General features: G+C 68.1%; 13 protein-coding genes. 7 read left to right on the forward strand and 6 right to left on the reverse strand.

The genetic code is table 11. The annotated features are described in order from the left end of the window. Positions 1-4: 4 nt before the first annotated feature. Positions 5-610, forward strand: a complete 606-nt coding sequence (locus AB0J16_RS12945; RefSeq protein ID WP_358538014.1) for a DUF4126 domain-containing protein — start codon at positions 5-7, stop codon at positions 608-610. 54 nt (positions 611-664) lie between these two features. On the opposite strand, the gene AB0J16_RS12950 is transcribed toward AB0J16_RS12945, so the two are convergent. The 3 genes from AB0J16_RS12950 to AB0J16_RS12960 are packed head-to-tail and all read right to left on the reverse strand — an operon-like array spanning position 665 to position 3,148. After that, complete coding sequence (locus AB0J16_RS12950; RefSeq protein WP_358538016.1) at positions 665-1,462, reverse strand: alpha/beta hydrolase; 798 nt, start codon at positions 1,460-1,462, stop codon at positions 665-667. A 3-nt stretch (positions 1,463-1,465) separates the two neighbouring features. Then, positions 1,466-2,386 (reverse strand): alpha/beta hydrolase, encoded by a 921-nt coding sequence (locus AB0J16_RS12955; RefSeq protein ID WP_358538018.1) that lies wholly within the window; start codon positions 2,384-2,386, stop codon positions 1,466-1,468. A gap of 3 nt (positions 2,387-2,389) precedes the next feature. Next, entirely contained in the window at positions 2,390-3,148 is a 759-nt protein-coding gene (locus tag AB0J16_RS12960) for a glucose 1-dehydrogenase (protein WP_358538020.1), read from the reverse strand. A 238-nt stretch (positions 3,149-3,386) separates the two neighbouring features. Between AB0J16_RS12960 and AB0J16_RS12965 the strand changes: the two genes are divergently transcribed. Both AB0J16_RS12965 and AB0J16_RS12970 read left to right on the forward strand, forming a co-directional pair. Continuing rightward, entirely contained in the window at positions 3,387-3,983 is a 597-nt protein-coding gene (locus tag AB0J16_RS12965) for a hypothetical protein (RefSeq protein ID WP_358538022.1), read from the forward strand. A 58-nt stretch (positions 3,984-4,041) separates the two neighbouring features. Beyond that, the gene (locus tag AB0J16_RS12970) at positions 4,042-4,629 is read left to right on the forward strand and encodes a Uma2 family endonuclease (RefSeq protein ID WP_358538025.1); all 588 of its coding nucleotides are present in this window, start codon (positions 4,042-4,044) and stop codon (positions 4,627-4,629) included. Here the strand turns inward: AB0J16_RS12970 and AB0J16_RS12975 are convergent. Both AB0J16_RS12975 and AB0J16_RS12980 read right to left on the reverse strand, forming a co-directional pair. Beyond that, the gene (locus AB0J16_RS12975; protein WP_358538027.1) at positions 4,622-5,188 is read right to left on the reverse strand and encodes a hypothetical protein; all 567 of its coding nucleotides are present in this window, start codon (positions 5,186-5,188) and stop codon (positions 4,622-4,624) included. The two genes, AB0J16_RS12970 and AB0J16_RS12975, sit on opposite strands and share 8 nt — an antisense overlap. A gap of 274 nt (positions 5,189-5,462) precedes the next feature. Beyond that, on the reverse strand, positions 5,463-6,521 hold the full coding sequence (locus AB0J16_RS12980; RefSeq protein WP_358538030.1) for a WD40 repeat domain-containing protein: 1,059 nt from the start codon (positions 6,519-6,521) through the stop codon (positions 5,463-5,465). A gap of 316 nt (positions 6,522-6,837) precedes the next feature. Between AB0J16_RS12980 and AB0J16_RS12985 the strand changes: the two genes are divergently transcribed. Next, a complete protein-coding gene (locus tag AB0J16_RS12985; protein ID WP_358538033.1) occupies positions 6,838-8,580 on the forward strand; it encodes a leucine-rich repeat domain-containing protein in 1,743 nt (580 codons plus the stop codon). Positions 8,581-8,630: 50 nt separating this feature from the next. Here AB0J16_RS12985 and AB0J16_RS12990 read toward each other — a convergent pair whose 3' ends face one another. Then, on the reverse strand, positions 8,631-9,326 hold the full coding sequence (locus tag AB0J16_RS12990; protein WP_358538035.1) for an IS5 family transposase: 696 nt from the start codon (positions 9,324-9,326) through the stop codon (positions 8,631-8,633). A gap of 317 nt (positions 9,327-9,643) precedes the next feature. On the opposite strand from AB0J16_RS12990, the gene AB0J16_RS12995 reads away from it, so the two are divergent. From AB0J16_RS12995 to AB0J16_RS13005, 3 genes are all read left to right on the forward strand, one after another. Beyond that, the gene (locus AB0J16_RS12995; protein WP_358538037.1) at positions 9,644-10,513 is read left to right on the forward strand and encodes an RIO1 family regulatory kinase/ATPase; all 870 of its coding nucleotides are present in this window, start codon (positions 9,644-9,646) and stop codon (positions 10,511-10,513) included. A gap of 682 nt (positions 10,514-11,195) precedes the next feature. Further along, positions 11,196-12,395: an MFS transporter gene (locus tag AB0J16_RS13000; RefSeq protein ID WP_358538039.1), complete on the forward strand. Its 1,200-nt coding sequence runs from the start codon at positions 11,196-11,198 to the stop codon at positions 12,393-12,395. Then, positions 12,392-13,237, forward strand: a complete 846-nt coding sequence (locus AB0J16_RS13005) for a methyltransferase domain-containing protein (RefSeq protein ID WP_358538041.1) — start codon at positions 12,392-12,394, stop codon at positions 13,235-13,237. Before AB0J16_RS13000 ends, AB0J16_RS13005 begins: the two co-directional genes overlap by 4 nt. The last annotated feature ends 183 nt before the right edge of the window (positions 13,238-13,420 follow it).

Genomic DNA, 13,420 nt, shown 5'->3' on the forward strand with positions numbered 1-13,420 from the left:
AAACATGTTCGCCGCACTGACAGGGCTTGGACTGTCCACCGCCGCCGGGCTGAACGCCTACATCCCGCTCCTCGTGGTGGGCATCGTGGCCAACTTCACCGACAAGGTGAAGCTGCCCGACGGCTACGGGTGGCTGTCCAACTGGGGCGTGCTCGCCATCATCGCGGTGCTGCTGGTCGCGGAGATGGTGCTCGACAAGGTCCCGGCCGTCGACAGCATCAACGACGCCATTCAGACAGCCGTACGACCGGCGGCCGGCGGCGTGGTCTTCAGCGCCACGAACGCGGCGTCGGAACTGGACCACTCGACCTGGATGGCCGAGCACCCGTGGGCGGGATGGCTGCTGGGCATCCTGGTGGCGCTGGCCGTACACGCGCTGAAGGCGACGGCCCGTCCGATGATCAATGTGGGGACGGGGGGCGTGGGCGCGCCCGTCGCCAGCACGGTGGAGGACGTCGGGTCGCTCGGCATGAGCTTGATCGCGGTGTTCCTGCCTCTGCTGGTCATCGTCGCACTGCTGGCGCTGGCCCTGCTCGCCTGGTGGACGATCAGGAGGGTACGCCGCTACCGCGCCGCCCGCCGGGCCAGACGGACGTCAGGAAGCCCGTAGCGGTTGGGTGGCCCGTAGCGGTTAGGAGGCCCGTAACGACCGGCACGAAACGGATCAGGATGCCCGTAACCAGCGGCGCAGGACGAGGAGGAACTCGCCGGGGCGCTCCTCGTGCAGCCGGTGGCTGGATCCCTCCCAGCACACCACTTTCGAGGCCGGATGCTTGCAGAGCCCCGACTCCCAGGCCGCGCGTTCCGGGTCGGACCAGATCGACAGCACCGGGCACTCCCTGCGGGCCAGGTAGTCGTCGCTCGCCGGCCGCATCCCGACCGCGTCGGGCTCCGTGAACATGGCCTCGAACGCCTGGAGCAGCACGTGCGGCGCCATGCCGTACAGCCGGCGCTTGTGCCAGCGCCTGATGACGGCCGGGGTGGCGGCGTTGGTGCACCACTCGTCGAGCCGCTCGGCGGCGGCGTGCGCGTGCGGACCGCGCAGCGCGGCGACCGTCTCCGGGAAGGTCCGCGCGACGTCCGCCGTGATGCCGTAACCGGGATCGAGGGCGACCAGCTTGCGTACCTTGTCCGGATGCTCGACGGCCAGGATGGAGACGACCTGCCCGCCCATGGAGTGGCCGATCGCGATCACCTCGGGGATGGCGAGCCCGTCCAGCAGCGCGGCGAGGTCGGCGGCCATCTGGCGCGGCGTGTTGCCCTCGTCGGGCACCGAGGAGTAGCCGTGCCCGCGCAGGTCCACCGCGATCACCCGGTGCTTGCCGGCGAGCGCGTCGATGTGCCAGGACCACTGGTGGGAGTCCGTACCCCAGCCGTGGACGAGCAGCAGCGGCGGCCCGTCACCCTTGCCGTCGTCGGTGTAAAAGAGCCGAATGTCCTGCCCTAAATCGGCATAAGGCATCTTTTACCCCACCCGCTCCTTGATCGTGGCGCAGACCCGCCCCTCGGCCTCCTTGGCGACGGGCAGCATGGCGCCCAGCCCGAAGGACCCGTGGAACATCCCGGAGTAACGCACGCTCTGCGTGTCCACCCCGGCCGCGCGCAGCCGCTCCGCGTACGCCTCGCCCTCGTCCCTGAGCGGATCGTGCTCCGCCGTGATCACCAGCGCGGGCGGCAGCCCGCTCACGTCCGCGTTGATCGGCGAGCTGTACGGCTCGGCGCGCCTCGCGTGGTCGGGCTGGTAGCAGTCCCAGTACCACCGCATGTGCGCCGCGGTCAGGAAGTATCCCTCCGCGTTCTCCGCGTGCGAGGGCGCGTCCTGGGCGGCGTCGGTGACGGGATAGACCAGCACCTGCAGCGCGATCGGCGGCCCACCCTCGTCCCTGGCCTTCAAGCAGGTCACGGTCGCCAGATTCCCGCCCGCGCTGTCACCGGCGACCACCAGCCTGCCGGGATCCGCGCCCAGCTCGCGGGCGTGCTCGTACACCCAGCGGGTCGCGGCGTAGGCGTCCTCGACGGCGGCCGGATACGGATGCTCCGGCGCCAGCCGGTAGTCGACGGACACCACGATCACGTCGGCGTCCGTGCAGATCAGTCGGCAGACGGGGTCGTGCGTGTCCAAGGTGCACAGCGTGAACCCACCGCCGTGGAAGTACACGACCACCGGCCGCGTCGCTCGCCCCGTCGGCGGCCAGTAGACACGCACGGGCAGGTCCCCCGCCATGCGGTTCTCCACCCGGCCCACCTTGTACGGTTCCGCCTCCGGCTGGGGCATCTCGGCCAGGATCCGCCGGGCCTCGGCGGCGTCCGTCACCTCGGTGCCCACCTTGGGGAAGACCGCCGTCATCACGTCGATGACCGCCCTGGTGACCTCGTCGATCGCCATCGTTCACTCAGCCTCCGTCCGCGGGAGCATGGCGGTCTCGCCCGCCGTCCAGCCGCCGTCCACCGCCAGCTCGGCGCCCGTCACGTATGAGGCGGCGTCGGACAGCAGAAACGCGATGGCCTCCGCCACCTCCTCGGGCTCACCGCATCGCCCAGCCGCGGCCAGCGGAAACGCGCCTTCGCCTGAGACTGCGCCGTGCCGGAGCGTCATCGGGGTGACGATCATCCCGGGATGTACGGAGTTGACCCTGATCCGGTGGGGGGCGTACTCGATCGCGGCAATCTTGGTGAGGCCGCGGACACCCCATTTGGACGCACCGTAGCCGCCGGTGCCGGGCAGCGCCGTCAGCCCGGCCGCCGACGACAGGTTCACGATCGACCCGCCGCCTGACGCGCGCATCGGCGCGACCACGGACTTGAGCCCGAGGAAGACGCCGACGAGGTTCACCTTGAGCACGCGCTCGAAGTCATCGAGCGTGTACTGCTCCAGGAGCGCCGAGCGGGCGATGCCCGCGTTGTTGACCAGCCCGTCGATCCGGCCGTATCCGTCCAGGACTTCCTCGACCACATCAGCCCACTGATCCTCTTTCGTCACATCGTGCGGGATGAATCGCGATTCGAGGTCTTTCGCGGTGGCGGTGCCGTCCTCCACCAGGACATCGGTGATCACGACGCTCGCTCCCGCCGCGACGCAGCGGCGGGCCGTCGCGGCCCCCATGCCCCTGGCGCCGCCGGTGATGAGCACTACCTTGCCGTCAAGCATGCGTGGCTCCTTCGCGGTAGGTGAACTGAATCACGCACCGGCGGCAACAATCAAGAGCTTGCTTGGTAGTGCGGAGCCCGCATGGCTACTCGCGGAGTCCGTGCCGCTACGCGAGGCCCGCCTGAGGAGCCCGCGTCGCTACGTGGAGCATGTTCGGAGAGCCTGCTCGGCCACGCACCCGCCCCGCGCTCGCACTATCCTCTAGGAAACGGCCGATCAGCAGGAGGTGGCGAGGGCGATGATGGAGGTCATTCTCATCATCCTGGCGATCCTGGCCTTCCTCGGCCTGGTGGCCGGCGTCGGCATCTACTTCCTGGTCAAGCTGGGCCAGAAGGCGGCGATCAAGGCCAAGCAGGCGGCGACCCAGCTGACCACGCACGTCAACGCCATGGGCGCCGGCGACGCAGGGGAGGTCGAACGCCTCCGTCTCGACCTGCGCCGTGAGGTCTCGATCACCCGCCAGGCCGTCGAACAGGCCCAACGCCAGGGCTGGGGCCTCGGCGACCTCCCCCGGCTCCTGGCCGACCTGTCCGCGCAGGCCGACGTACATGACGGGCAACTCGCCATGTACGCCCAGCAACGCCGCGCCTCGCCGTACGTCGACCACGTCACGCTCGATCGCCTACGCGAGCACCAGGCAAAGCTGACCGCCATGTGCGCCCGCATCCGCGCCGACCTCCTCGGCGACCAGCTTCAGCACGCCTCGGCCGGAATCGACGACCTCCACTCCCGCACGGAGCTGGAGATCGAGGCCCGCCGCCGTCCCCCGGACCCGCTCGACGAGATCGACGAGCTCTATCGCAAGAGCACTCAGGAACGCCGAGACCTCACCTGACGGTTACCTGACGTGGCATAATGGCTTCGTTAAGTGAGCTTCTTTGAGGAGACGTGTGATGACCGCGGCATTTCCTGAGTGGTTCTATCCCGGCCCTCCCGGCGGATGGACCGCCGACATGCTCGATCACCTTCCCCCCGACGCGCCCAAGCACGTCGAGCTGATCGATGGGTCACTCATCTTGATGTCGCCACAGGCGGGCTTCCACATGCTCGCCGTCAACTTGCTCATCGACCGCACCCTCGGGATTAAAACCCCTCCCGGTCTCATGACCGCCCGTGAGATGACCATAACTCTGGGCATGCGGCAGCGGCCGGAACCGGATGTTCTCGTGGTCAACAGTTCCGCGTTCGCCAGCCGAGTCACCTCCTTCGCTCCCGACGACGTCCATCTGGTCGTTGAAGTGGTCTCCACAGAGTCGAGGGAAAGAGATAGGACCACCAAGCCAATCAAGTACTCGGACGCGGGCATCAAGCACTTCTGGCGGGTGGAGGAAGAAGAAGAACTGGTTCCCGTCGTCTACACGTTCGAGCTCGAGCCAACGGTCCGCGCCTATGTGCCCACCGGCATCCATCGCAAGCGTCTACAGGCCGACATCGGTTTCCCCGTGGACATCGACCTCGATCTGGGCAAGTTCATCAGCTGACGTCGCGCCCCCAGACTCGGTGGATGAACGCGTCATACTCCTCCGCGCTGGCACCGTTGTTGAGCATGGCGCGTGCCGCCTGTGCCTGCCGCGTCGTGGGCAGCCGCCCTTCGAGCAGGATCGGCAGCGAGAGCCGCCGCGCCAGCAGTTCAACGGCCGAGATCCCATAGGGCCTGCGCACCACGGCCACGTTGACGCGCAACGCGTGCTCGTTCCCAGGCGCGACTCCCGGCCGATCGATCTCGATCGCGACATAACGGAAGCCATTGGCCACGTCACACGGCCCACACCCGGCCGGGCCCCGGCTCAGCCGACCACCGCATTCGGGGCAGGTGAGGCGGTCGTAGGCCGCATCGACCACCCGCCATGGGTGCCTGTCGGGCTCGTCGACCACCATCTCGGCGATGGCCCGCTCGTCCGGCTGCTCGGCCGTACCGAACTCCTGCTCCAGGAACGCCCGCCAACCCTCCTCGACGATCAGGTCCACCAGCCGGGCGCATCGAACACACTCCGACGCCCCGGCCGGTTCCCAATGGAAGCACTCCTCGCATCGTCGCACTCCAGCACCATACGAGCGACGGCGAACGGCCTCACCTGATTATTCAGTCATGGCCCGAGAGCCTGCCGGAGCGAAGGACGGCAGGGCATGTGGTGAGTGATGCGGCTGCTGTGCGGCTGCTGTGCGGCAGATCCGCCTGTGTGACGACGCGTGTAGCTGCCAGCGCCTTACCGAATGGCAGGACTGCCCATGATGGTCCCGCCAGGCTCCGGCCGCCTGATCTCGACTGATGTGAGGGTCCCGCCGCCGGACGGCTCCGATCAGCGGGTCGGCGTCAGGTCCCACAGATGGACGGCGCTGTCCGACCTCGAAGTGACGGCGGCCGGCGTGCCCGCGACCTCGGTGGCCGACTCGAGGGAGTGGCCGGTGAGCGGCTCGCCGATCTGCTCTCCGCGCGCCAGGTCCCACACGAGGGTCTCGCGGTCGCCCCCGTCAGGGCGATTGCGCGGCCGCCCACGGTCGTGGTGACCACGCGCTCGATGTCGCCGGTGTGCCCGGTCAGCGGCGCCCCGATCGGCTCCTGGGCCGCGAGGTCCCAGGCGCGCAGGCGGGGGCCGTCGGCGGCCAGTACCACTGTGCGGCCCGCCACCTCGGTGATCGCGATGCCGCCGACGGGAGACTCCAGCCCCGGCAAGTCCGCGCCGAGCTGCTCGCCGCTCAGAACGTCCCAGGCCTGGAGGAACGGGTCATCCCCGCCGGTCACGGCGACAGGGTGGCCGTCGACCACGGCGGCGGCCATCTCCCCGTTGTAGGCGCCCTGCCGCTCGATCACCTTCACACCGGTGGTCAGCTCCCAGGCCAGCAGCAGGCCCGTCTCGCAGCTACTGACAGCGAGGAGGCCGCGCTCGGACCGGACGGTCGTGAGCGAGCAGACCGCGAGCACGTGACCGATCATGACCGAGCCGATCCGCCGCCCGGTACGCAGGTCCCAGGCCCGCACGATCCCGCCGCTGACGTCGTCGCCGTCCTCGTAGCGGAAGTCGAACCGGCCACCGCCGGTGACGACCACGGGCCGCCCGTCGACCTCCGCCACGGCCACGCGTGTGGCGATGAGGGAGGGCTCGGTGACGAGCCTTCTCCGCTCGTCCTCAGGATCGTCGTCGTCCCAGTGCCCGTTCTCGATATACCAGTTGTCATCGGGCCCGGCCGCGTCGAGGTCCAGCGGGCGGCTGACGCATCTGCCGCCTCGGAGATCACACGTCCACAGCACCCCCTCCTCATCGACGCTGACCGTGACGGGGGAGCCGTCCAGTTCGATCACCGGCGTACCGGAATAGGTGGCACGGCCATGCGAATGGCCCACATAACCGCGCATCATGCGCTCATCGGACATACACCGAACCCTAATGATCTGCACTGACGAGACCCCCAGATAACATCGTTCAGCAGACGGGCGGCCGCAATGATGGCCTGGGTCCGCCGGCGCGCCGACGCGATCTCACCCCTCGCCTAGGGCGCGTTTTAGAACGCTGTCGCGTTGATCGCGCCACGCCGGGATGATCTCGGTGTGGCGCGTGGGGATCTCACCGATGAACAGTGGGCTGTGTTGAACTTCTGCTACCGGTATCGACGGCGGGGCGGCCAGCAGCCTCACGACGGCGCTGGACTTTCCCGTAGGGCTGTCACAGCGCGGACCTATGCTCGTCGCCATGTCGCTATCCGCCACCCCCGCATCCCTGTCCTATGCCGACGCCGACGCCCGTCTGAGCGGCGCGTTGTCCGCCGCGTTCGAGAGTGAAGGAGAGTCGTCCGACTATGACAGCGTGCTGTTCTTCGACGGCGATCTCGCGGTCGACGGGGACTTCCTGGACGCCGTCAATGCCCTGCGAAGCGGGGACGACGAGGACGACGTCGAGCTGATCGTGATCACCGGCAATCTGACGGTCAACGGCCCGATCGCGCTCTATGAGGACCAGCCCGGACTCTACGTCGGCGGTCGCACCGAGGCCGAGACCCTGGAGGCCGGCGACTGCGAGATCTACATCCACGACGGCGCCTTCACGCACCTCGTCTACGGCTATTACAACCACGGCTGGCTACGGACCGGGACCGTCGAGACCCCTTGGGTGATCGACTTCGAACACGCCATGGACGTGGACGCCGTCGGCGGGCGCTGGGTGGACAACTTCGGCGACGCCAAGGACGCCGACTACGCCAAGCCGGGCATCATCGAGGCGTTCGTGCCCGAGGTCGTCGACGCGGAGGACCGCTGTCTGGACATCGATGCGTTCCTGGACCGGCTGCGGGCCGGGCTGCCGGTCCTGCGGCCCGGAGCCCGGACGGCGGCCGAGTCGGCCGACGCCGACGTGTCCCGGTCCCGGGCCGACCGGGTGGAAAACCTCGACCTGACCGGTCGCAACCTCAAGGAGTTTCCCGCCGAGGTGCTCCAGATGCCGTGGCTTCGTACCCTGATCCTGGACGGCAACCCGATCGGCGAGCTGCCCGAGGCGCTCGGGACGCTCACCCGGCTGGAGCACCTGTCGGTGCGCAACTGCGAGCTGACCGCCCTGCCGGAATCGATCGGCGACCTGGCCGCGCTCCGGGTGCTGTGCGTCGCCAGCAACCGGGACACGGACCGGGACACGGTCGAGTTCACCCTGCCGGCCGCCATCGGCCGGCTCACCGCCCTGGAGGAACTCGACATCTCCTACCTGTCCGTCTCCGTCGACACGGAGTCGGAGTCGGAGTGGAACCTGCCGGAGGTGACGCGGTTCGTCCTGCCGGACGCCTTCGGCGACCTGGTCGCGCTGCGCAAGCTGGTCGCCGACGGGACCGACGTCGTGTTCCCCGACTCCGCGCACGGGCTGGCCGCCGTCGAGGAGGTGTCCATAACCGGCGGGAGCCACTACTTCCTGCGGACCTTCCCCGAGGCCGTCACTACCTTCCCGAACCTGCGCCGGCTCGACCTGAGCGGCAACTACTTCGACACCGTCCCCGACAGCCTGCTGCGGTTGACCCGCCTCGAAGAGCTCGACCTCGGCGACAGCCTCGGTCTGCTGCGCGACCCGCTGCCCGACCTCGGCCGCCTGCCCGCGCTGCGGGTCCTCGGCTTCGGCGGACACAGCCGCCGCGCTAGCACGCCCCTGCCGTCGCATGATTTCCTGCGGGAGCTGTTCGCCATGGAGCTGCCCGGACTGGAGGAGCTCCGGATCAGCCAGTGGCAGCGGAACACCAAGCGCCTCAAGCTCAAGCCCGAGCACTTCGCCGGGATCGGGACGTTTCGTCGACTGCGGATCGTCGACCTGAGGTTCAATCAGCTCAACGACCTGCCGGCGGATTTCGACACGCTCCCCGATCTGGCGGTGGCCAACTTGTACGGCAACCTGTTCCCAGAGGCGGTCCGCGACCGGATCACCGCCGCACACCCGACCGCCCAGATCGACTTCGAGTAGGCGTTCGAGGTCGGCGTGGCCGGCATGACAGTGGAGCCGGTCACCGGGGATCACAGCCACTCACCAATCGCCGCGATCTGTACGGTGGCCAAGTAGCGGACGGCGAGCTTGTCGTATCGGGTGGCCACGGCCCGGTGCCGCTTGAGCCGGTTGATCCCGCACTCCACGGCGTGCCGCAGCTTGTAGTCCTCCCGGTCGAATACCGGCGGTCGACCGCCGGCGCTGCCGCGGCGTTTCCGCCCGGCAATCTGGTCGCGGCGCTCCGGGATCGTGGCCCGGATGCCCCGACGTCGCAGGTAGACGCGGTTGGCCTTCGAGCAGTACGCCTTGTCGGCCCGCACCCGATCCGGGCGGCAGCGGGGACGGCCAGCACCCAGGCGGGGCACCCGAATCGCCTCCAACACGGGCACGAACTGTGGACTGTCGCCCCGCTGCCCAGCGGTGACGACCAGGGACAACAGGCGCTGTCCGTGTTCGCAGGCCAGATGAATCTTGCTGGTCAGGCCGCCGCGGGAGCGGCCCAGGCCGTGGTCGGCCGGTTCGATGTCCACCCCGCCCGGCGGCTCCTTCTGGGCTGCGCCGTCGCGGCGGGCGCCGGCGGCGTGCTGATGGGCCCGGCTGATCGTGGAGTCCACCGACACGTCCCAGATAATCCGCCCGGCAGCATCGGCCCTGGTCTGCAGCTTGATGAGCAGCATGGCCCACACGCTCGCTGTGACCGGGCGAGATGTGCGGCAGGATCTCATCCGGCACGTCTCGATCCTGGTACCGCAGCTCCAGCACCGCTCTGGTGGGTCGGCGTGCGGGAGGAGGCCGAAAATTCAGTTGCCGTGGCCAGGCCCCGCTCGGCATACTCAGCCAGGCTGACCACAGCGCGTTACGCAACCGTGTAATCAGTGCATTTCACAGCGCGTATCGCAGCCTGTGCATGGAGGGCGAAGGGAGGTTGAGACCGTGATGACGACTGTTCGCGTGCCGTTTTCCGCGTCCTCTGACCTCCCCACCGGGATCTCGCCAAGCTGATCGCTGCGCCGGTGGGCCTCATTTCTGGAGAAATCCCGCCGTGCCTAAGCACTCCTCGCCCCGCCGCCGGGGCAAGTACGCCCTCGACGCCGACGATCTCGAATGGCTCGACAGCGCCCCCATCGACGACGGACCACCCACTGGCGACCGCTGGTCGACCTGGGATCAGAGCACGCCCACCGAGCGCGGCCCGAAGCCGCACCCGGACTGGCTCATCACCGAGCTCGCCGCCGTGGACACCGAGCTGGGCATCCTCAAAACCGGCAAGGAAGCCGACGTCCACCTGCTCTCCCGCGGTGTGCCGGACACCGACCGCGTCTGCCTGCTGGCCGCCAAGCGCTACCGCTCAGCGGAGCACCGGTTGTTCCACCGGGACGCCGGCTACCTGGAAGGCCGCAGCACCCGCGAAAGCCGCATGAATCGGGCCATGGCCAACCGGACCGCCTTCGGCAAACAGCTCATCGCCGGCCAGTGGGCCGCGGCCGAATTCGGCGCTTTGTGTCGCTTGACCGAACTCGGCCTGCCAGTCCCCTATCCGGTCCAGATCGTCGGCACCGAGATCCTCCAAGAGTTTGTCGGTACCCCGGACGGCTACGCGGCACCCCGTCTCGCCAACGTCTCGGATGATCTGGACGATCTATGGGCGCAGCTGGTGGAGGCGCTGGTGGTCCTGGCCAGAGAGGGTCTGGCCCACGGCGACCTGTCGGCGTACAACCTGCTGGTCCACGAAGGCAGGCTGGTCATCATCGACCTTCCCCAGATCGTCGACGTGATCTCCCACCCCACGGGCCCGCACTTCCTCGACCGGGACGCCCGCAACGTGGCCACCTGGTTCGCCTCGAAGGGCGTCGCGTCGGCAGACCCCGACGCCCTCTCCGTCCTGCTCCAGTCGGAGGCCGGGATGCTCTGACGCCCGCCAAAAGGCGAGGGCCGGAGACGGCAGCGTAGCGACGCTAAAGAGATGCTACAGAAAGATCAGCGGACGAGGCGTCGCCGGCAAATGATCGCGTCAGCAAGCGTCATGTATGCCCAGCGAATGTCGTAACGGACCGTCCAGCGGATACGCAGGCGACCAGGCTCGGCCCGATTATGGGCCGCCCTTGAGCGCCCGGACGCGGGAGCTGTCGATCACGCTTGGGACCAGTCGAGCTGGACTCTGACGGATCGGGAGCCAAGCACTTGCACTACCACTTCGCCCGGTAACAAGCACGTGTCCACCAGAACCGCTACCAGGCGAGATATGCCCTCACCGTTTGATCGCTCCGGTCGCAGAGGCGAGCAACACCTTTACCATTTGGGGCTTTGGTCACGAGGACGGAGACATTCGGCGGTTGCCGAAAAAGTGGAACATATGACTATATGATCTAGTCGCTTGGGATGCTGAGCGATCAGCATGCCGAAGAGCCGAGAGGGAGGTGCTTCATGACCCGCAAGGACACCGTCTGGGATTGATCCAAGATGAGCTGACAGCGGCCGGCACACAGCCTTCGGCGGTGAGCCGGCCCTCTTCATGAGCGCATTGCGGAGAATGGATGAGGCGTCCAGCGACGGATGAGGAACGGCCGGCGGGCTATCGGGATCTGTTCGTTCTGGTGGAGTACCGTGCAGTCTTCACCGCGAGCGTGCTCTCCTGGATCGGGGACTATCTGTGCAAGGCCGCGGTAGCGCTGCTGGTCTTCGATCGCACCGGCTCGGTGCTGGCCTCGGCAGCGGCCTTCGCCGTGGGGTATCTGCCATGGCTCACCGCAGGGCCCTTACTCGCGGCAGTGGCCGAACGGTATCCCTCGCGCTCAGTGATGATCTTCTGCGATCTGGTCAGAGCGGCGCTCATCGGGCTGATCGCGATCCCCGGCGTGCCTGTGGCGGTCCTGCTGGTGCTGCTGTTCGCCAGTGGGTTGTTCGCCCCACCGTTCGAGGCCGCCCGTTCCTCTCAGCTCCCGCACATCCTGACCGGCGACCTGTACCCGCTCGGCATCGCCTTCAACAACGCCATCTTCCACCTGGCCCAGGTCTTCGGGTACGCCTCCGGCGGAATGATCGCCGGCTACAACCCGCATGCCGCGCTACTGCTGAACGCCGGTACCTTCGTCGGCTCGGCGTTCCTGCTGCGCCGTTACGTCAAGCTCCGGCCGGCGACACTCGGGGCCACCCACCGCCCTGGCCTGTGGCGGGAGACTGGACAAGGGTACGCCGTCGTCTTCGGCGACCCAGTGATGCGGGCCATCGCGCTCATAACCTTCGCAACGGTCACCTTCGTCATCGTTCCGGAGGGCCTGGCGGCGGCCTGGGCGTCCGAAATCGACGGCGGCGGCGCGGCACAGGGGTTCATCATGGCCGCGAACCCTCTTGGTGTCGCCATCGGCGGCCTGATACTGACCCGGCTGCTGCGCTCGCGTACCAAGACCCGGCTGATCCGCCCCCTAGCGGTCCTGGCCCCCCTCACGCTGGTCCCCGCGCTGCTCGACCCGCCGCTCGCCGGCGTACTGCTCCTGGCCGCCGCTTCCGGCGTGGTCATGTCGCTGCTGCTGCCCGCCGCTCAGGCGCTGTTCAAGAGCGTGCTTCCCACCGAATACCGGGCCCGGGCGTTCGGCGTCATGAACAGCGGCATCCAGATCGCCCAGGGCACCGCGATCCTGGCCACCGGCGCCCTCAGCGAACGCTTTTCCACCTCTACTGTCATCGGGGCATGGTGTGGCGCCGGGGTTGTCCTGATGATCTTCGTCACATTCCGGCCGCTCGTGCGCCCCGAACCATCGGCTCCTTCACCCGATCCAGCAGAGAGAACACGATGAACGCTCCCACCGTCCGCGCCCTCGGCGACGTCGCAGATGAGGCCGGCGACAAGGCAACGGAAGAAGGCCAGCAGGCAGAACGGACGGCATTTGGTCCCCGTAAGGGGGACGCGATCGGGGACATGCTGCGCGATGCCTACCAGGCATCGCTGGAGTCGGCTGCCACCCCGGTCTTCCATATCGCGGAACGCAGCGACGGGCTGGTGAAGCCCGTGCCCGTCGAACCATGGATCGCCCCGGTCGACCAATGGCCGGACAGTGAGCGCCAAGCGCTGGACTTGCTCAAGGGCAGAGTTCTGGACGTCGGCGCCGGCGGAGGACGGGCCGCACGCGCGTTGCTCGATCGGGGCCACGCCGTTACAGCGATCGACATCTCACCGGGCGCGCTCGAAGTGTGCCGGCGGCAAGGGGTACGTTCCGCCGTTCTTGGCACGGTCCACGAGCATGCCGCGACGGGAGAGCGATACGACAGCTTCCTGCTCCTGGGCGCCAACCTCGGTTTGCTGGAGAGCCGGGAAAGGGCGCCGGAATTCCTGCGGGCGCTAGCAGCGATGGCCGCGCCCGGCGCCATCATCGTCGGCCAAGCCCGGAACCTGACGGACTCCGCCGATCCTCTGCACCTGCCCTACAACGAACAGAACCTACGGGCGGGCCGCATAGCCGGACATCGCACCATGCGGGTCCGCTACCGCGACGTCGCGACGCCCTGGTTCGACTACCTCAGCCTGGCACCACGCGAACTCGCCGAACTCGCCAACGGAACCGGCTGGGAACTCGCCGACATCGTCTCCTTCGAGAGCTCAACGGCCGTATACCTCGCGACCCTCCGCCAACGGAAATGACCGGGCGACGGAAGCACGAGCGTTGACCCCTGACAGCCCGCGCCTACCCCGGTGCGCCGGACCAGACGGCTGAACTTGTCATGGTCGTCGTACAGGCACTCGAGTCGCTTGCGGGGCCGCCCTACTCGGCCCCGCGCTGGCGGGATCGCTTGGATCAGGGACACGACCCTAGATCATTTAGTT

The sequence above is a fragment of the Nonomuraea sp. NPDC049750 genome, assembly GCF_040659625.1.
Lineage (GTDB): Bacteria > Actinomycetota > Actinomycetes > Streptosporangiales > Streptosporangiaceae > Nonomuraea.